This is a genomic window from Flavobacterium lotistagni (assembly GCF_011392125.1).
Taxonomy (GTDB): domain Bacteria; phylum Bacteroidota; class Bacteroidia; order Flavobacteriales; family Flavobacteriaceae; genus Flavobacterium; species Flavobacterium lotistagni.
This window is the reverse complement of the sequence record NZ_JAAJBU010000005.1, coordinates 76,404-94,533: the sequence shown is the minus strand read 5'-3', so window position 1 is coordinate 94,533 and position 18,130 is coordinate 76,404. Positions and strand designations below refer to the sequence as shown.

Here is an 18,130-nt window from a genome sequence, read left to right as displayed (position 1 = left end):
CTTGTTCAATATTAGTTTGTTAAGATTCAATTCAAGTAAATTTAATCAAATTTGTATAACAAGCTGTTTTTTAAACAGATAATTTTGTTTTTGCCGCTTTGTTTAATGCAGTATCGCCAGTTTCAGCACCGAGCTATTGTTGTTATCGTGCGCTATTTTGCAGCAGTAAATCCCGTCGATTAGTTGTGATACATTGAGTATTTGATTGTGCGAATCGACAATCGTTTTCAGCACCAATTTCCCCCAAAGATCAAAAATCTCTACCGTGACACTCGCGCTGGTTTTATTAATCAAATGAAGTTGGTCTTTGGCGGGATTAGGATAAATCTGAAAATCCGGATTTAGAGGAACATTCGTGCTGAGGTTACAACTGTCCGAATTCCCCGGAATGTTGTTGTCAAGCCAAGCAATTCTGGTGGCAATCCAGTTTTTGAACTTCGTGATTTGCCCGGCAAAAGTAGCCGGATCGTTATCAAGTTCAGGTGCTCCGGAATTTACCCCCAAATTGCCCCATTTTTCAAAGTGCCGTACTTGGGCTTGATCTAGGTAATTGGCGCGGGCATCGATGGCTGTGTTTAACGCCGGTATACTTAAAATTGTGGTGCGCAGGTTTTCCCAACGGCAGCGAAATAAATCCTGAAAATGCGGATCTTGTAGCAATCTCACATACCAACCTGGCGAATTGATATCGGGCTGGCAATCGTTAATGTGATGCGCCCAACCCGAGCCGTCGGTAACGGAAAGTATTGGGCATTCGTTGATGTTTTTCCACGCCCAATCGAAATCCCAAACCGGGCCGGCTTTAAGTTTTGCCATTTCCGATGCAGCATCCTTGTCTTTGTGGAAATAACTGCTTTTCTTGAAACCGTCGTTATTGCGGGTGAGTTCGTTTAAAATCAAGTAATCAATGAAAGAATCTGTGTCGATATATTTCGCGTAACCAGTCACCGGATCGGCAAAGTTGGTGCTATATAGCGCTGTTTCGAAATCGTTGATGAAATCTTGGATGTAGGTTTTTTGTTCTATGGTGATATTATCGGGCTTCGGATAATCATACACCAAATGCACGTCGAGTTCCGGATGGTCAATAGGGTGAAATTGCGTTTGCCAGCTATTGGAATCATCCCAATAATCGTTTTTCAGAATATAGCCGCCGGTAAGGTCGATGCCTGAATTTTCGGTGGCTTCGAGTTTGGCAATGTCGATGCGATTGTTGTCTCTTTTGAGGCTTTCCATGAGCAAATAAATTCCTTGATAAACCCCGTTGACCACCACTTCACAGTAGCGGTTTCTGGCTGCATAATGGCCCATATCGGTAAAAAGTTGATAGGCCAAACTATTGCGCATGAAAACTTTGTCGTTGTAATTGGCAATCAAATTCCAATCGTGTTCTTCGGGCATTCCGAGCAGTGAAACATTCAGTTCTGCGCCTTCAATATCCTGAGTTTCTATCTTAAAAGGCTTTTGAGGCAAAGATTGCGAGTAGGCACCGCGGTATTCTATGGCAATTTGTCCGTTATAATCATTCGGCGTATCGGTGACATAATTGGTATTTCCCTGACCGTTATCGATGATTTGCATAGTGGCGGCAATCGAAGGCTCATCAGCAATAGGAACGCCACCGGTGTTGATAATCACAATCGGCAAATTCGATGAAGTAAAAACAAAAGGCGTGGCTGCATTGTCGCCAAAAGTTAAACTCCAATGATTGACGATACCTTCGTCTTGCGCGTAAGTATCTACAATGCGAAGCGTCCAGTTGCCATTTCCGTTTTGACCGTTATTGCAATTGCCCAACGTTTCTTGTGGTTTGAAAATTCCGGTGAACGGCGCACTGGCAGTATTGATCGAATTGGCGGCACTTTGATTTAGGCAAGTATTGTTGAAATTGTCATCGCTGCCACCGATGCCCGAGAAAAGGTTAATGGTGGTTCCGTCGGGCGCAATCAGGAATACATTTAAATCGGAATCGTAAGTATGTGTAATATTGAGACAGACCTGAACCAAACCTAACGAGTTGCCTAACTGGTTGACTGCGAGCCCTGAAACCGTTGCAATAAAATCATTGGGCTGTCCGTCGTCGCTCACTGTTCCGGTTGTTCCTGAAAAAGTTTGTGAGTAGGAGAAAGAGCTGACTAAAAGAAAAAATAGAACGGTTAACTTGGTTTTCATGAAAGATAGTGTCGGTTTTGTAGGTTCAAATATAGAATAAAAAAATCCGCCTTGGTTGAACAGACGGATTTTGGATATTATGTTGGAGTGAGTGTTACAAATGAATCACTTCTCCATAGGCATCGGCCACAGCTTCCATCACTGCTTCGCTCATCGTTGGGTGCGGATGCACGGCTTTTAGGATATCGTGTCCAGTAGTTTCCAATTTTCTGGCTACCACAGCTTCGGCAATCATGTCGGTCACGCCGGCGCCAATCATGTGACAACCCAACCATTCTCCGTATTTGGCATCGAAGATTACTTTCACGAAACCGTCTGGTGTTCCAGCAGCTTTGGCTTTTCCGGAAGCAGTAAATGGGAATTTACCGATTTTGAGTTCGTAACCTTTTTCTTTGGCTTGTTTTTCGGTCAGACCGACTGAAGCAATTTCTGGCGTGGCATAAGTACAACCCGGAATGTTTCCGTAATCGATTGGTTGCACGTGCATGCCCGCAATTTTTTCTACACAGTTAATTCCTTCAGCAGAAGCTACGTGTGCCAAAGCTTGTCCGGGCGTAACATCGCCAATGGCATAATAACCCGGAATATTTGTTTGGTTATAGGCGTTCACAAGGATTTTGTCTTTGTCTACCGCGATGCCTACTTCTTCTAGGCCAATGTTTTCAATGTTGGTTTTAATTCCGACGGCAGAAAGCAAAATTTCGGCTTCAAGAATTTCTTCGCCTTTAGCTGTTTTAACCGTTGCTTTCACACCTGAACCCGACGTATCGATTTTTTCGACCGACGAACTCGTCATGATTTTTACGCCGGCTTTTTTCATCGAGCGTTCCATTTGTTTAGAGATATCTTCGTCTTCAACCGGAACGATATTCGGCATGAATTCTACAATCGTGACATCGGTTCCCATGGAGTTATAGAAATGAGCGAACTCAACACCAATAGCACCCGAACCTACAATAATCATAGATTTTGGCTGATTAGGTAAAGTCATCGCTTGGCGGTAACCGATTACTTTTTTACCGTCTTGCGGCAAATTTGGCAACTCGCGCGAACGGGCTCCGGTGGCAATGATAATATGATCGGCCGAATATTCGGTGACTTTTCCGTCGGCGGCAGTTACGTCAAGTTTTTTTCCTGGCTTGAGTTTTCCGAAACCTTCGATCACGTCGATTTTGTTTTTCTTCATCAGGAATTGCACGCCTTTGCTCATTCCGTCGGCAACCGAGCGGCTTCTGGCCACGACAGCGTTGAAGTCTTTATCATAAGCAGAAACAGACAATCCGTAGTCTGATGCGTGTTTTAGGTAATCAAAAACCTGTGCTGATTTGAGCAAGGCTTTGGTCGGGATGCATCCCCAATTGAGACAAACACCGCCTAAGTTTTCCTTTTCAACCACGGCTGTCTTAAAGCCCAGTTGGGAAGCCCTAATCGCCGTTACATAACCGCCCGGGCCACTTCCTAAAACAATAACATCGTATTTCATTTTTTAAAGTTTTATTTGTTATTAAGGTAAAAAATGCAGTCGCTGACGCTCGTGCCGTATAATATGTATTTTATTTCTTCTTTTTTTAATCGGAAAAAATCCAGTGCGAAATTAAACATTATTTCCAGATTTTTTTAATTATCCGTTACCCAATATCAATTGTCAATTGACGAATCGGTTTCGACCAAAAATTGCGAGTAGTAAAGATTTCTATAATAACCGTCGGCAATATTCAGTAGTTCGATATGATTGCCTTGCTCTACAATGAGCCCTTTGTCCATGACTACGATTTTATCGGCGTTGACAATTGTAGCCAAACGGTGTGCAATTACAATCGAAGTGCGGCCTTCGGTAATTTTCGCAGTGGCATTTTGAATCAATTCCTCAGAATACGTATCGACCGAAGAAGTCGCTTCATCCAGAATCAAAATACTCGGCTGGCTCACGTAAGCGCGCAAAAACGCAATCAATTGGCGCTGGCCCGAGGAAAGCATCACACCGCGTTCTTTCACATTGTAATCGTAACCTTGCGGCAGGCTCATGATAAAATCGTGTACACCAATCTTCTTTGCAGCTTCCGTTACAGCTTCGCGTGAAATCTCCGGATTGTTGAGCGTAATGTTGTTCAGAATGGTATCGGCAAACAGGAAAACATCTTGCAAAACTACCGCAATCTGTCGTCGGATGGAATCCAGTTGGTAAGCTTTCAAATCGATACCGTCTATATAAATCGAGCCTTTGTCGAGTTCGTAAAAACGGTTCAGCAAATTGATGATCGTTGATTTTCCGGCGCCAGTTGACCCAACAATCGCTACAGTTTCGCCAGCTTTTACCTTCAGATCGATTCCTTTAATGATTTCCTCGCCTTTGACATAACTGAAATGCACGTCGTTGAATTCAATATTGCCTGAAAATTTCGGTGCTTCAATAGTTCCGTTGTCTTGAATGTGGTCTTCGGTATCAATGATGTCGAACACGCGATTGGCCGAAATCATGCCCATCTGCATCTCGTTGAACTTATCGGCAATTTGCCGTAACGGGTTGAACAACATTCCGATGAACATCGTATAGGAAAACAAATCGCCGAAAGTCGTGAAATGGTGGCCGCCGAGAATCTTGAATCCGCCGTAAAGTACTACAAAGCCTAAAGTCAAAGACGAAATAATATCGGCAATCGGGAAAAAAATCGAGTTGTAAAGAATCGTCTTGATCCAAGCTTTTCGGTGTTTATCATTAATTTGACTAAATTTTTCGGCCTCGATTTCCTCGCGGTTGAACAATTGCACGATTTTCATTCCGGTCACGCGTTCTTGCACGAAAGTGTTCATGGCTGCTACTTGTGTTCGTACTTCCTCAAAAGCCACTTGCATCTTACGTTGGAAAATCCGGGTGAAGAACAGCAAAATCGGCATCGCAACAATCACAATCCAAGTCAGTTCCCAATTCATGTAGAACATAAAAACCAAGATCACAAGCATCTTCATCAAATCGCTGATAATCATAAACAAACCTTGGCTGAAGATTTTCGCAATTTGCTCAATGTCAGAAACCGTGCGCGTTACCAGTTGCCCAACCGGCGAATGATCGTAATACTGCATCTTAAAACTCAGCATATGCCGGAAGAGTTTGATGCGAATGTCTTTCACAATATCTTGCCCGAGCCAGTTCGCCCAAAGCACGAAATAAAATTGTGAGAGCACTTCAGCCAGCAGCACCACGCCCATGAGTGTAATGTAGAACAAAAGCCCGCGCGCATCGTGTACTTTGAGGTAATCATCGACGGTTTGTTTGAGCAAGTACGGCCGCAACGCTGCAAATACCGACAAGAAAACGGCAAAGGCAATCACGCTGTTGAACCGCCAACGGTAAGGTGCGGCATATTTCAGGATGCGTTTGAAAACGTTGGTGTCGAATGCTTTTGCTTTCATGAGTTGCTGAGTGCCTTAGTTTTTTAGGAGCCGGGAACCTGCTGTGCGTTGCAATCTTTTGTTCTGAACCCCAGAACAAAAGGATTTACACTACCATCAGGGCTAGGGCTTTTCGAAAATCTTGAATATTTATTTTCAAGTTGACTTTTTCTTATACCTGAAGCCCACCGGGCTTCCTCCTCTTAATATCAAATCATCAGGGCTAGGGCTGCTGGGCAATGTTTCCTATTTCTAACAGCTGACAGCATATAGCTTACCGTTTATAGCGGTTGCTAGCTACGCGACGGCGCGGAATTAGCGAACCGAGTATTCTCTGCTAAGATAGAATTTCTTCGTGAAAAATAGGCGAGAGGTTAGGAAAAACCAGCGGTGCTCGCGTAGGTAGGGTTACCTGCAGGCTTTTTATTTACTGTGATTGTAACCATTTTATTATTTGACCAGCATCTGCAATACTCCAGGAACTTGGATGCTTCATATTATTTGGTTTTCGATATCCTTTGTCTATTGTAGTCACTAAAACGGCGTTTTTGTTTCCTAACCTTTGTAATTCATTAATCATGGCTGACTGATCTGTAATGTTATTATATGAACAATCATAATTACGTTCATTAAGCCACCACTGAATATCAGGTTCCGATATTATCATAATTGGAGTTTTTATCAAGTTTTTTACTGCCTTTTGTGTAATGTCAGAAAATGAATAAGGCGATTGAACATAATAATTTTCCAAAGCATTTTTCGGAGTTCCATTCATTTCCTTTTCAATTCTTTCAATCATGTAAAAAACTTCCTGATTTACCTCAGTAGGATTTGACAACCTAACAACTCTTTTTGCTGCATTATAATAGCGTTCCCAGTCGAGTGGTGGATTAATGGCAAAAACAGCCTTAGGCTTTATTGAGTAATTTTCTTGAATAGATAGTTCGGAGAATTTTATGGCGCAAGTTCCGCCAATAGAAAACCCACCGATATAAAATTCTTTGTTTTTTAATTGATACTTGTTCATAGCAAATTCGATGATTTCTTTCAAAGATTGCTGAGAAGTTAAATCGCTTCCAAAATACGAAGGGCCGGTTTTTAAAAGTGGAATAATCGTTAAGGTTCCGTTTTGTGAAGCAATTTTAGGAATTTCAGTTTGCGACAACACATTTGTTGGATTGTTTCCGAATCCGTCTAGCAAAACCATGAATGATTTTATTTGTCCATTTTCAGGAAAAACAGTGATAAACATATTTTTTGTTTTGTCATTCTCGTCCAAATAAACGGTTTCAATTTTCTGACCACATAAAATATGAGAAACGAAAAGCGCGATGATAAGCAGTTTAAATTGTTGGATATTTTTTGTCATTTTCTTTAAGCTTGCAGGTAACTTACTGCTAAATAATCGTATTCAATTTCTGTTAAATATAAACCGTGGGCGGGTACCGAAAATCCGGCCTCGCTGCGTTTTTTGCTGAGAATGATGTTTTCAAAATCAACTAATGTAATCTTTTTAGTGCCTACATTGATGAGTGTTCCGACAATCGCGCGCACCATATTCCTTAAAAAACGGTCGGCTGAAATGGTGAAAATCAGTTGGTGGTTTTCTTGCCTCCAATAAGCTTCGAACACTTTGCAATTGAACGTGTTGACATCGGTATGCACTTTCGAGAAACATTCAAAATCGGTGTGTTTGAGTAAAATCTTCGCTGCTTCATTCATCAATTCGACATCGAGTTTTTGCGGATTGTACCAGCTCAAATCGTTTTGAAACACGTCTTTAAACGTATGAATGTGGTATTGATAAGTTCGTTTTTTCGCATCAAATCTGGCGTGCGCGGTATCAGCTACGGGAATAATTTCAAACACCGCGATGTCTTTTGGTAAAAAAGAGTTGAGCTTGTGCACGATACTGGCAGCGTCAAAATTTTTTTCAAGGTCAAAATGCGCATACATCATTTTAGCGTGCACGCCGGTATCAGTGCGGCCTGCGCCCATTAGCTCCAGATTTTTACCCAAAATCGTTTGCAGGGCTTTTGTTAAAGTTTCCTGAACAGAAACAGCGTTGGGCTGGTATTGCCAACCGTGGTAATGCGTTCCGTTGTATGCGAATTGGATGAAATATCTCAAAGCTCAGTTTCTCTTGAATAGCGCGTCAAAGTTACAAAGTTCTGCCATAGCAGCTTAATTAGTATTCGCTAAAAAAAATCAAAAAAGTTTTGGTGGTTTAAAAATGTTTATCGTAATATTGCAATATAAAAATATAACGATAAAATGGGAGCCACTAAAACCGATCATTTCACCGAAACACAGAACGAACTTTCTATGTTGGCCAAAGCCTTAGGTCATCCGGCGCGTATTGCCATCATCGAGCATTTGTTGAAAGTGAATGCTTGTATTTGCGGCGATATTGTTAATGAATTGCCCTTGTCGCAGCCTACGGTTTCACAGCATTTAAAAGAACTCAAAAGTGCCGGTTTAATCAAAGGCAGTATTGAAGGCAATTCAATTTGTTATTGCATTAACGAATCGGGTTTCGAGAAAATTAAAAGTTTTTCCGAGCAGGTTTCGGCTCATCTTGAAAAGAAAAATAGTTGTTGTTAATCTAAAATATTCACATCATGAAATTATCAGAAGTCAAAAACATACTGCAAACCCTAGAGGTCGTAAAATTTGAATTAGAAAGCGGAATTCCTGTACCGGAACATTTCCACATTACCGAAATTGGAGCGATTACCAAACATTTCATCGATTGTGGTGGCACGGTTAGAACTGAGAAAGCAATCAATTTTCAGCTTTGGAACGCGAATGACTTGGATCACCGCTTAGCGCCACAGAAATTGTTAAAAATCATTGATCTTTCAGAGAGAACTTTGGCTTTGGAAGATTTAGCCATCGAAGTAGAGTATCAAACCGACACCATTGGCAAATATGATTTAGGCTTTAATGGTGAACGTTTTATTCTGCTTTCAAAAAATACGGCTTGTTTGGCGAGTGATCATTGTGGCATTCCTAAAGAGCAATTGAATAGTCAATCTAAAAAAGAAGTGTCATGCTGCACTCCGGGCGGCGGTTGTTGTTAAGCGATGAAAGAGAAAATTATCCAACACAAAAAGCCTTTGATTATCGTGACTTCGGTGATTATTTTGCAATTGATTTTTGGTTTCGATCCGAAGTTTTGCATCATTAATTTAATTTGGCTTTTTGTCTAAAATCGATCCAATGAAAAAAATTCTAGTACTCTGCACCGGAAACAGTTGCCGCAGCCAAATAGCAGAAGGTTATCTGCGGCACTTCGCTAAAAACAAAGCTCAAATATACAGCGCCGGTATTCAAACACACGGCGTGAATCCGAAGGCGATTTCGATTATGGCTGAAGATGGCATTGATATTTCGGGCCACACTTCAAATCACGTGGATGAATACGTAGATATAGCTTTCGATTACATTATTACCGTTTGCGATCATGCGCAGGAAAATTGCCCATTCATTCCCGGACAGGCGCAGCGATTCCATTATAATTTTCCCGATCCGGCAAAAGCTACAGGAACCGCCTCAGAAATTTTTGAAGCTTTCCGAAAAGTAAGAGATCAAATTAAAATCTATTGTGAAGATTTTGTAAAAGACCAGCTTTAATTAGCATTCAGTTTTTGATTTTTGGCTTTCTTTCGTTTCATGATGATACTAAAGATTAAGGCGAATCCGGCCATCCACAATGTAGATAAGGATTTCATGTTCGGATCTGGAATCAGTTGGTAGGTAATGAAAATCAGCACGCCACCAACGGACAAACCGATTAAGGAGACTTTTCTTTTGTATAGCTCAAGTTCGTGTACTGAGGTATCAATGTTTAAGCGAATCAGTGGTTTTTTGAAAATGATGTAATGATAGAGTAGGTATTGCGCTACCGTGCAAAGCAAGATAATTCCGAGGTAGATAAAGAACGGTACCATTTGCCCTTTGGAATGCGAAATCAAGGTGGCGCTGAACGGGAACAAACCGATGAAAAAAAGCAGCAGCAAATTGCGGAAAATCAGCCCTTTGTCATAGTCTTTCAGCATCGCAAACATGTTTAAGTGCTGATACCAAATCATGCCGATAAACCCGAAACTGACAATATAGGCCAGTATAGTCGGCAACAAGTGAATCAAGGCGTGGCCTAGATTTTTACCGCTTTCAAGTTCCGCTTCCGGAATTTTAATTTCGATGGCCATGAGCGTAATGACAATCGCAAAAACCGCATCGCTAAACAATACCATGCGTTCAAGTTGGAATTCTTTCTTGATTTCTTCGCGGATTTCTTCGTTTTGTTGCTCGTTCATGAATTTAGTATTTGTGTTCGATTTCAAATCTAAAGAAAAAAAATATTCGTTCAGCAAATTCTGAATGGAGTTGATTGCTAAAGCTCTTTTTTTAGTTCGATAATTGCAATGAACCATATTCTAAATTAGATTGGTTACTTTAGTACAAATCTTAACTTAATCGAAATAAAAAGATGAAAAATGTTTTTTTTGATTTTATAAATCTAAATCAGGGCGAAGAGAAAAAAGAAAAGGTTTTAGAAAATATTAAATCGAACATTTCTTTTCGCGGCTCTAATCTTTGGATTTTGGCTTGCGCTATTGTCATCGCGTCGGTCGGATTGAATGTAAACTCGACCGCAGTTATTATTGGTGCAATGCTTATTTCACCCCTGATGGGTCCAATTGTAGGGGCCGGTTTTGCACTAGCGATTTTCGATTTTGATTTGTTAAAAAGATCCGCCAAAAATTTGATCATTGCTACTGTGGTGAGTTTGAGTGTAGCCTCGATTTATTTTTTGGTTAGTCCGTTTAAAGAAACACAGTCCGAATTATTGGCCAGAACAGCACCCAATATTTATGATGTGTTGATTGCTTTTTTTGGAGGTTTGGTTGGGATTATAGCGTTGACAAGAACAGAAAAAGGCAATCCAATTCCTGGGGTTGCCATTGCAACGGCGTTGATGCCACCACTTTGTACGGCGGGATATGGCTTGGCTACGTCTAATTTTTCTTTTTTTTTCGGGGCGTTTTATCTCTACACAATTAACTGTTTTTTTATTTGTATCGCTACTTTTTTTATCGTTAAGTATTTAAACTATAAGCCCATTAAAACCTTAAATACAAAAATTGAAAAGCGAATCAGATACGGAATAACAGTTTTAATAATCGTGATGATTGTTCCCAGTTTTTACTTGGCGTACAATCTGTTTCAAGAGAAAAAGTACCATCAAAATGTAGAACAGTTCATTGCAAATGAATTGACGGGTAATGGTGACATCTTAATTTACAAGCAAACAAAATTTAATGCAAGCCCTAAGAAAATCCAACTCGCGTTTCTGGCTAAAAAGTTTACTTATGCTGAAGTGAAGTCGTTAAATAAAAAATTATTGCAATACGGAATCACAAATACAAAACTTGAAATCAAGCAAGACTCAAAAGATTTAAAAGGAGAAATTTTAAACGAATTGGGAAATCAAAACAAAATCGCCTCGGAAAAAGATATTTTAATCAGTGATCTTCAAAATGAGTTAAAACAATACAAGATTGATGATACGCAAACAATCAAAGAAATGGCAATTTTGTTTCCTGAATTGAAAAATGTCTCTATTGGGAAACATTTCGTTAATTCGGATCCAAAGAAAACAAAAACCGTGACTGTGTTGCTCTACCAAACTGACCAGCCCAATCGTAAAATTGATTCGGAAAAGATTAATTCATGGTTGAAGCAGCAATTGAAAACTAACAACATAAAACTGGTCAAAGAATAGTAAGGAACAGGTCATAGTTTCTGCCAGAAGCCTTTTTTGATGCATCTTTAAATGAAGAAAATCCTACTGCTTTCCGACACGCACAGCCATATAGATGATGTGATTCTGAAATATGTAGCCCAAGCTGATGAGGTTTGGCATGCTGGCGATATTGGCAATTTGGAAGTGACCGACACCCTGAAAAAACACAAACCTCTGCGCGCGGTTTACGGCAACATTGACGATGATAAGGCACGAATGGAATTTCCGCTAAACAACCGTTTTTTCTGTGAAGGCATAGATGTTTGGATCACGCATATTGGCGGTTATCCGGGGAAATATTCTCAAGGAATCAGGGCGGAAATCAATGCCAATCCACCGAAGTTGTTCATTTGCGGGCATTCGCATATTCTGAAAGTGATGTTCGACAAGAAACTCAATTTGCTACATATGAACCCGGGCGCTGCGGGCAAAAGCGGTTTTCATCAGGTGAGAACGATGTTGCGCTTTGTGATTGACGGCGAAAATATCCGCGACTTGGAAATTGTGGAGTTGGGGAAGAAGTAGGGCTGAGTGCCTGAGTTCATTTACAGGCAGCAAGAAGTTTGGTTTGTCGGATGGGCATTAGTTTTTTTAAGTGCCTGAGTGCCTTAGTTCCTTAGTGCCTGAGTTCATTTACAGGCAGCAATAGGATTGGTTTGTCGGATGGACTATTAGGTTTTTTAGTTCCTGAGTTCGTTATTGTAAAGTATGGAGTCCAGCGCCTAAAGTGCAAATAGGATTTTTATTTGTTGTCAATTTAACCTCAGCTGCTAAGGCACTAAGGTACTCTAAAGAAAAAAAACCCGGACGCTAATCCAGGTTTTTCTTCGCACTAAATAAACTAAGTTTATAGGTTTATCTCAATCGGTCGACTGATTTTACGAGATCTTCGTCCTTTTTAATGGCTTTGTTGGCCAAAACTAGAAAAACGATAGCAACTATAGGAAGAAACATCCCAATACCCTTCTCAGAAACCGCGATGGCTTCTCCAGATAAATTTAGCGATCGATAAACAAATAAGCCTAATAAAATTAAATTTAATATCATGTTCAATCTGCCCAAGACAAATTGATGTTGTCTTTTTTTATAGAACAAAATGCTCAAAAGCGATAAAGAAGTGCTCAGCCCGAAAAGTACCGAATACACTTGGTGTGCCATGAAAAATTCAGGTTGGTTGTTGCTTAGCGTCCATAACGGGAAAACGAACGGAAGTACGCCAGTGACTATAAATGCTAATGCTAAATAAACCGTTTGAATTCTTTGGATCATTTTGTTGGATTGTGGCACAAAAATATATTTTCTTTTTTATAATTGCTATTGTATGATTAATATTTATTCGTATTATTGCAGAAGAAATTCGTAACCACTTCATTATACGAGCTTTTCTACTGCTATCACACTTCTCATTTTATAGTATATTCCAAATCAACCTCAAATTCAAAGCACATACATGTTTGATATTTCTGTATTAAAAGAAATGAAGCTTCCTGAGCTACAGGAAATTGCCAAATTATCCAAATCGATCAAATACCACGGCGTTAAAAAAGAAACCTTGATCCAGATGATTCTCGATCAACAGGCCGCCTCTGAAATGCCGACAACGAAAGCCAAAAGCCCCGGAAGGCCAAAAAGGCAGAGAATTTCGTCTGACCAATCTGCGCCGGCAGCTACTGAAGCTACATTGTTCTCGGCAGTTGAGCCTAATGCCGAAACCGAAAAGCCAACGGAGACCGAAAAACCCGGTAGAGGCCGACCTAAAAAAGAAAAGGGCAAGTTCAGTAAAGCGGAGTACGAGAAAAAGATGGCAAGCAAAGCTGAAAAAGCGGCAGCCGTTGAACCAGTAGTTCCAGAAGAAAATCAGCCTGTAGTGGCAGAAACTTCACAACAAGAAGAAGTTGTTCAGGAGAAAAAAGTGAATCCGAACCAGCACCACAAGCACCAAAACCAAAATCAGAACGGTAACGGAAATTTCAATGGTAATGGGAACGGCAATGGGAACAACCCCAACCAGAATCCTAATTTTAAAAATAAGAAAAACGTTAATTTCCGCGATGCCGATTTCGAATTCGATGGGATTATTGAAAGTGAAGGTGTACTAGAAATGATGCCTGATGGTTATGGTTTCTTGCGTTCTTCAGATTACAATTACCTCGCTTCTCCTGATGATATTTATTTGTCGACCTCACAAATCAGGTTATTTGGTTTGAAAACTGGGGATACGGTGAAAGGTGTGGTGCGTCCGCCGAAAGAGGGAGAAAAGTTTTTCCCGTTGGTACGCGTTTTAAAAATTAATGGGCACGATCCGCAAATTGTGCGCGACCGGGTTTCGTTCGAGCATTTGACGCCGATTTTCCCGATGGAAAAATTCAAAATGGCAGAGAAAGGAAGCTCAATTTCTACTAGAATCATCGATTTGTTCTCACCCATTGGTAAAGGCCAACGCGGAATGATTGTCGCGCAGCCCAAGACCGGTAAAACGATGTTGTTGAAGGATATTGCCAATGCGATTGCCGCGAACCATCCGGAAGTTTATCTGTTGGTATTGCTCATCGACGAACGCCCCGAAGAGGTGACAGATATGCAACGTTCGGTAAGAGGTGAAGTGATTGCATCGACTTTTGACCGCGAACCGCAAGAACACGTAAAAATTGCCAATATCGTACTAGAAAAAGCCAAGCGTTTGGTGGAATGTGGTCATGATGTAGTGATTTTGCTCGATTCGATTACGCGTTTGGCTAGAGCCTATAATACGGTGCAACCCGCTTCCGGAAAAGTACTTAGTGGTGGTGTCGATGCCAACGCCTTGCAGAAGCCGAAACGTTTTTTTGGTGCGGCGAGAAATGTCGAAAACGGTGGTTCGCTCAGTATTATCGCCACAGCGCTTACTGAAACTGGTTCTAAGATGGACGAAGTGATTTTCGAGGAATTCAAAGGAACCGGAAATATGGAATTACAACTCGACCGTAAGATTGCCAACAAGCGTATTTTCCCTGCGATCGACTTGACTTCATCGAGTACCCGGCGCGACGATTTATTACTCGAAGCTTCAACGCTACAGAGAATGTGGATCATGCGCAAATACTTATCAGATATGAATCCGGTGGAAGCGATGGATTTCATCAACGACCGATTCAAGAAAACCAGAAACAACGAAGAATTCTTGATCTCGATGAACGACTAGGGAAATTAATTAATAAGGAATAATTAATAATGAGGAACTCTGATCTTTTGATTGGAGTTTTTTTTTGCTAGTTCACTACGATTTTCTTTGTCGTGGTTTGTTGATTTGCCTCCACTTTGAGGAAGTAAAAGCCTTTGGGTAAATTCTCTACAGTATAAGTCTTGTCAATGCTCGTTGGATTTAGAATTTTCTGAATCAATTGCCCGTTGAGGTTAATGATTTCAATGGTTTCGATGATATTATTACTGATAATCTGGACTCGGCCGTCGCGAGTAGGGTTTGGAAAAACGGCAATACTGCCCGACCAATCGAAAGTCTCATTGCTTAAGAAAACAGTTGGCCAACGATTTTCGGCTATTGGTCCGCCCCAAATCACTGTGGCCAAATAAGGATTGTCAATAAACGGATTGCGATTGCCTTGCCCATAAGTGTTGTTGGCATCACCCAAATAAGTATTGCGGAAATCTTCCATTTCGGTTACCGGATCTTCAGCGTTCCATAGTAATAAAGTGTCAATCATATTCGCATCAACGCTGTTGGTCGCGCCCACACAAACATAATTCGGCTTACATTGGTCGCCATAGCGCAAATACATGTACATCATCATGCGCGCGATATCGCCTTTCCATTCATCACCCGGATACCAGAAGGAACCCACAAAGTTTGAATTGCCTGAACCGGCAGTAAATTTTCTACTGGCTCGGTCAGAGTTACGGTCTACATCTGACGGACGAATGTGGTGTGCGTCTGAACCCGGACCGTCATCGCCTAATGAAGGATTACCTAAAGATTTCGCAAATGTATGTTCGCGGTTCCATTGGCAAGCGCCGGTGCCGTCATCATTTTTGTTGCGTTTGCGGTGGTCTTTATGACCTGAAACATCGGTCGGGCAAATGGTGTTGCTGAAACCGTATACCAAAAATAAATTCTCTGAATCTGTAGGGTCGACGTCGATGATTTTGATGGCGTCTTCAGCGTCTTGATAACTTAGTAAATGGGTATGGGTTTGTGTGATTTTTGTGGCCAATGCGTCTTTTAGAGCCATTCCGTTGAGATTGAAATCAAAGCCGTTATAATAAGCTGCAGGAGCACCATTCTGGGCCAATACGGACGTTAGCGTTAAGAGAAAAAGGAACAGGTAATTTATTTTCATAGTCAGTCTTTTATTGGTAAAAGTAGTCAGTTTAGTAGATATCATGAACTTGAGATAAAAAAAATGCCTCCGTTGCGGGAAGCATCTATGATAAAAATGGTTGTCTTTTTAATTCACCATCAACTTTTTCACAACCGATTTATTGGCAGTAGTGATCTTCAACAAATAGAAACCAGAGGGCAAATTCTCCAGCGTATAGGCATTGTTTTGAAATTCTGGATGTTCTATTTTGCGAACCAATTGGCCACTGACCGCATACAATTCAAGGTTCTCGATTTCAGAAACTCCGCTAATGGTCACTTGATGATTGTTCGTCGGATTAGGGAAAACACTTACTGCAGTCAAAGCTTCAAAATTGTCGGTGGCTAAAGGCGCACCCCAGATTCGAGTTACATAAGTGTTGTTGTCAATAAATGGATTTCGGTTGCCTTGTCGGGCGTAAATTGCATTGTTTCGCGTAATTTCTCTTTGGCTCACGGGGTCAATCGCGTTCCAAGTAAGCAAAATATTTAAGAAAGGTTGCGAAAAAACTTGGTTGCTTGTTCCGTTGAACATTACGTATGAATAGCCGGCAACCACGTCTTCATAACGTGTGGCAAAATACAATAAGCAACGGGCGATATCACCCTTGAATTCATCAATTGGTTCAAAAACCGTAGCCGAATATCCTTCAGAATAACCTGAATTAAGGTTTGAACCGCGTTTGCTTCCATTAACAGAAGTCCAGTTGGCGTTGTTCACTTTACCGAAAGGCAAATCACCTCTTTGGGCATTGACATGTTTGTCTGACGGCAATACGAAATGGGCATCCGAATACATCGGTGTGGCAGCAGAGAAAACAGATTGCGGAACCAAGTGTTCGCGGTTATATCTTTCGCATTCGTTGTTGCCGAGCGTGCCATCGTCTTGACCGGTGCCGTAAGTAAAAGCGCATTCCGACCCAGTTGGATTTTCAGTGTATAAATCGAGCATCGTTCCGTCATTCTCATAGAAAAAATCCTTATCCGAAGTCAGATAAGTGGTATAAAGCCCAGAGTAACCTCGATCGTTATGGTCATTGATGATGTTGAACAATTGCGTTTTTAGTGTGTAACCAGTTCCGGTAGCTGTATTGTAATAACCTGCTGGAGGTTGGGCCAAGGCCACAGTAGCGCACAAAAGGGTCAGTAAAAAATAGATTTTTTTCATAGTAGGTAAATGTTAAATGGTATTTCTTTCTAGAAGGGCCATGTAAAACCCGTCAAATCCAGAGTCTGAGGCGAGTATTTTAGAATCTTTGACAAAGGTAAATTTTTTGCCGGTTTCGGTTGTTAAGAAACGCATAATTTGCTCCTGATTTTCAGAAGGTAAGACTGAACATGTGGCGTAAACCAGCTTTCCGCCGGGCTTTACAATTCTAGAGTAGCTTTCCAGCACTTCTGATTGTACTTTGCGGATGTTATCAATAAACTCAGGCTGCAGTTTCCATTTGGCATCAGGGTTTCTTTTCAGTACGCCCAGGCCGCTACAAGGTGCGTCAATAAGCACCCGATCTGCTTTTTCATGCAGTTTCTTGATGACTTTGGTGGAGTCGATAATGCGGTATTCGATGTTGAAAGCGCCGTTTCTTTTCGCCCGAAGTTTCAATTGCTTGAGCTTACTCTCATACAAATCCATTGCGATAAGTTGCCCTTTGTTTTGCATGAGCGAGGCAATGTGCAAGGTTTTTCCGCCTGCTCCGGCGCAAGTATCAACGACTCGCATGCCAGGTTTTACATCGAGATAAGCCGCCACCAATTGTGAATTCGCATCCTGCACTTCGAACAATCCTTCTTTGAAAGCTTCTGTTAAAAACACGTTAGCGCGCTCTTTTAACACCAGCGCATCGGGTTGTTCTTTAAGGAATTCGGTTTCAATATTCAAATCCATCAAAATGGCCCGAAGTTTTTCTTTGGTGGTCTTTAAAGTATTCACGCGCAGGATTACTTTGGCTGGCTGATTCTGGGCCGCAATTTCTTTAGTCCAGACGGCTTCACCGAGTTCTTTTACTCCCAAAGCGTCCATCCAATCCGGAATCGATTCGCGGAATGTGCGGATTTTCGACAACTCGTCAAAACGACCTTTAATTTTGCGTTGCGGAGTGCCTTCAAGTTGACGCCAATCGGGAATCGGGTAACCTCGAAGTACGGCCCAAACAGCAAACATCCGCCATAAATCATCGCGGTCATAGGGTTCTTTAACTTCAGCAATTTCAGCATAGAGTCGTTTCCAACGTACGATTTCATAGATGGTTTCAGCTACGAATTTACGGTCGGAACTGCCCCAGCGTTTGTCTTTTTTCAAGGCGCGCGCTACGACTTTGTCGGCATATTCACCTTCGTTGAAAATCGCATGCAGCGAATCAATCGTGGTATAAACTAAATTTCGGTGTAATCTCATGGGA

At 41.3% G+C, this 18,130-nt stretch carries 17 protein-coding genes; 7 read left to right on the top strand and 10 right to left on the bottom strand.

Features of this window, described 5'->3' with window-relative positions:
- Positions 1–102 precede the first annotated feature (102 nt).
- The 5 genes from G4D82_RS07590 to truA all read right to left on the bottom strand — a co-directional run bounded on the left by G4D82_RS07590 (position 103) and on the right by truA (position 7,692).
- Positions 103–2,172: a CotH kinase family protein gene (locus G4D82_RS07590; RefSeq protein WP_166336252.1), complete on the bottom strand. Its 2,070-nt coding sequence runs from the start codon at positions 2,170–2,172 to the stop codon at positions 103–105.
- Between the two features lie 94 nt (positions 2,173–2,266).
- Positions 2,267–3,655, bottom strand: coding sequence for a dihydrolipoyl dehydrogenase (lpdA, locus tag G4D82_RS07585; protein WP_166336226.1), 1,389 nt, complete (start codon positions 3,653–3,655; stop codon positions 2,267–2,269).
- 155 nt (positions 3,656–3,810) lie between these two features.
- Positions 3,811–5,583: an ABC transporter ATP-binding protein gene (locus G4D82_RS07580; RefSeq protein WP_166336224.1), complete on the bottom strand. Its 1,773-nt coding sequence runs from the start codon at positions 5,581–5,583 to the stop codon at positions 3,811–3,813.
- Positions 5,584–5,989: 406 nt separating this feature from the next.
- Complete coding sequence (locus G4D82_RS07575; protein ID WP_166336222.1) at positions 5,990–6,931, bottom strand: alpha/beta hydrolase; 942 nt, start codon at positions 6,929–6,931, stop codon at positions 5,990–5,992.
- A gap of 5 nt (positions 6,932–6,936) precedes the next feature.
- The gene (gene truA / locus G4D82_RS07570) at positions 6,937–7,692 is read right to left on the bottom strand and encodes a tRNA pseudouridine(38-40) synthase TruA (protein ID WP_166336220.1); all 756 of its coding nucleotides are present in this window, start codon (positions 7,690–7,692) and stop codon (positions 6,937–6,939) included.
- 144 nt (positions 7,693–7,836) lie between these two features.
- On the opposite strand from truA, the gene G4D82_RS07565 reads away from it, so the two are divergent.
- Genes G4D82_RS07565 through G4D82_RS07555 form a run of 4 tightly spaced genes read left to right on the top strand, consistent with a single transcriptional unit; the run spans position 7,837 to position 9,198 of the window.
- On the top strand, positions 7,837–8,166 hold the full coding sequence (locus G4D82_RS07565) for an ArsR/SmtB family transcription factor (protein ID WP_166336218.1): 330 nt from the start codon (positions 7,837–7,839) through the stop codon (positions 8,164–8,166).
- Between the two features lie 17 nt (positions 8,167–8,183).
- Positions 8,184–8,645 (top strand): DUF6428 family protein, encoded by a 462-nt coding sequence (locus G4D82_RS07560; RefSeq protein WP_166336216.1) that lies wholly within the window; start codon positions 8,184–8,186, stop codon positions 8,643–8,645.
- Positions 8,646–8,648: 3 nt separating this feature from the next.
- Positions 8,649–8,774, top strand: a complete 126-nt coding sequence (locus G4D82_RS14450; RefSeq protein WP_262886690.1) for a hypothetical protein — start codon at positions 8,649–8,651, stop codon at positions 8,772–8,774.
- Between the two features lie 10 nt (positions 8,775–8,784).
- Entirely contained in the window at positions 8,785–9,198 is a 414-nt protein-coding gene (locus tag G4D82_RS07555) for an arsenate reductase ArsC (RefSeq protein ID WP_166336214.1), read from the top strand.
- Here G4D82_RS07555 and G4D82_RS07550 read toward each other — a convergent pair.
- Positions 9,195–9,884: a TMEM175 family protein gene (locus G4D82_RS07550; RefSeq protein WP_166336212.1), complete on the bottom strand. Its 690-nt coding sequence runs from the start codon at positions 9,882–9,884 to the stop codon at positions 9,195–9,197. The two genes, G4D82_RS07555 and G4D82_RS07550, sit on opposite strands and share 4 nt — an antisense overlap.
- A 173-nt stretch (positions 9,885–10,057) precedes the next feature.
- On the opposite strand from G4D82_RS07550, the gene G4D82_RS07545 reads away from it, so the two are divergent.
- Together G4D82_RS07545 and G4D82_RS07540 are read left to right on the top strand one after the other, a co-directional pair.
- Positions 10,058–11,353: a TIGR00341 family protein gene (locus G4D82_RS07545; RefSeq protein ID WP_166336210.1), complete on the top strand. Its 1,296-nt coding sequence runs from the start codon at positions 10,058–10,060 to the stop codon at positions 11,351–11,353.
- Positions 11,354–11,404: 51 nt separating this feature from the next.
- Positions 11,405–11,899: a metallophosphoesterase family protein gene (locus tag G4D82_RS07540; RefSeq protein WP_166336208.1), complete on the top strand. Its 495-nt coding sequence runs from the start codon at positions 11,405–11,407 to the stop codon at positions 11,897–11,899.
- 330 nt (positions 11,900–12,229) lie between these two features.
- Here G4D82_RS07540 and G4D82_RS07535 read toward each other — a convergent pair whose 3' ends face one another.
- Complete coding sequence (locus G4D82_RS07535; protein ID WP_166336206.1) at positions 12,230–12,643, bottom strand: DUF4293 domain-containing protein; 414 nt, start codon at positions 12,641–12,643, stop codon at positions 12,230–12,232.
- A 181-nt stretch (positions 12,644–12,824) separates the two neighbouring features.
- Here G4D82_RS07535 and rho point away from each other — a divergent pair, with 181 nt between their 5' ends.
- A complete protein-coding gene (gene rho / locus G4D82_RS07530; protein ID WP_166336204.1) occupies positions 12,825–14,555 on the top strand; it encodes a transcription termination factor Rho in 1,731 nt (576 codons plus the stop codon).
- Positions 14,556–14,622: 67 nt separating this feature from the next.
- Here rho and G4D82_RS07525 read toward each other — a convergent pair whose 3' ends face one another.
- The 3 genes from G4D82_RS07525 to G4D82_RS07515 form a co-directional block, all read right to left on the bottom strand.
- A complete protein-coding gene (locus G4D82_RS07525; protein WP_166336202.1) occupies positions 14,623–15,708 on the bottom strand; it encodes an endonuclease in 1,086 nt (361 codons plus the stop codon).
- Between the two features lie 108 nt (positions 15,709–15,816).
- Positions 15,817–16,896: an endonuclease gene (locus G4D82_RS07520; RefSeq protein WP_166336200.1), complete on the bottom strand. Its 1,080-nt coding sequence runs from the start codon at positions 16,894–16,896 to the stop codon at positions 15,817–15,819.
- Between the two features lie 12 nt (positions 16,897–16,908).
- Positions 16,909–18,126, bottom strand: a complete 1,218-nt coding sequence (locus tag G4D82_RS07515; protein ID WP_166336198.1) for an RsmB/NOP family class I SAM-dependent RNA methyltransferase — start codon at positions 18,124–18,126, stop codon at positions 16,909–16,911.
- Positions 18,127–18,130: the final 4 nt, after the last annotated feature.

What these genes read in the sequence shown, in the direction of transcription:
- G4D82_RS07590 (WP_166336252.1), bottom strand. Translation starts at nt 2,172, where the DNA reads ATGAAAACCAAGTTAACCGTTCTATTTTTTCTTTTAGTCAGCTCTTTC.
- lpdA (WP_166336226.1), bottom strand. Translation starts at nt 3,655, where the DNA reads ATGAAATACGATGTTATTGTTTTAGGAAGTGGCCCGGGCGGTTATGTA.
- G4D82_RS07580 (WP_166336224.1), bottom strand. Translation starts at nt 5,583, where the DNA reads ATGAAAGCAAAAGCATTCGACACCAACGTTTTCAAACGCATCCTGAAA.
- G4D82_RS07575 (WP_166336222.1), bottom strand. Translation starts at nt 6,931, where the DNA reads ATGACAAAAAATATCCAACAATTTAAACTGCTTATCATCGCGCTTTTC.
- G4D82_RS07565 (WP_166336218.1), top strand. Translation starts at nt 7,837, where the DNA reads ATGGGAGCCACTAAAACCGATCATTTCACCGAAACACAGAACGAACTT.
- G4D82_RS07560 (WP_166336216.1), top strand. Translation starts at nt 8,184, where the DNA reads ATGAAATTATCAGAAGTCAAAAACATACTGCAAACCCTAGAGGTCGTA.
- G4D82_RS14450 (WP_262886690.1), top strand. Translation starts at nt 8,649, where the DNA reads ATGAAAGAGAAAATTATCCAACACAAAAAGCCTTTGATTATCGTGACT.
- G4D82_RS07555 (WP_166336214.1), top strand. Translation starts at nt 8,785, where the DNA reads ATGAAAAAAATTCTAGTACTCTGCACCGGAAACAGTTGCCGCAGCCAA.
- G4D82_RS07550 (WP_166336212.1), bottom strand. Translation starts at nt 9,884, where the DNA reads ATGAACGAGCAACAAAACGAAGAAATCCGCGAAGAAATCAAGAAAGAA.
- G4D82_RS07545 (WP_166336210.1), top strand. Translation starts at nt 10,058, where the DNA reads ATGAAAAATGTTTTTTTTGATTTTATAAATCTAAATCAGGGCGAAGAG.
- G4D82_RS07540 (WP_166336208.1), top strand. Translation starts at nt 11,405, where the DNA reads ATGAAGAAAATCCTACTGCTTTCCGACACGCACAGCCATATAGATGAT.
- G4D82_RS07535 (WP_166336206.1), bottom strand. Translation starts at nt 12,643, where the DNA reads ATGATCCAAAGAATTCAAACGGTTTATTTAGCATTAGCATTTATAGTC.
- rho (WP_166336204.1), top strand. Translation starts at nt 12,825, where the DNA reads ATGTTTGATATTTCTGTATTAAAAGAAATGAAGCTTCCTGAGCTACAG.
- G4D82_RS07525 (WP_166336202.1), bottom strand. Translation starts at nt 15,708, where the DNA reads ATGAAAATAAATTACCTGTTCCTTTTTCTCTTAACGCTAACGTCCGTA.
- G4D82_RS07520 (WP_166336200.1), bottom strand. Translation starts at nt 16,896, where the DNA reads ATGAAAAAAATCTATTTTTTACTGACCCTTTTGTGCGCTACTGTGGCC.
- G4D82_RS07515 (WP_166336198.1), bottom strand. Translation starts at nt 18,126, where the DNA reads ATGAGATTACACCGAAATTTAGTTTATACCACGATTGATTCGCTGCAT.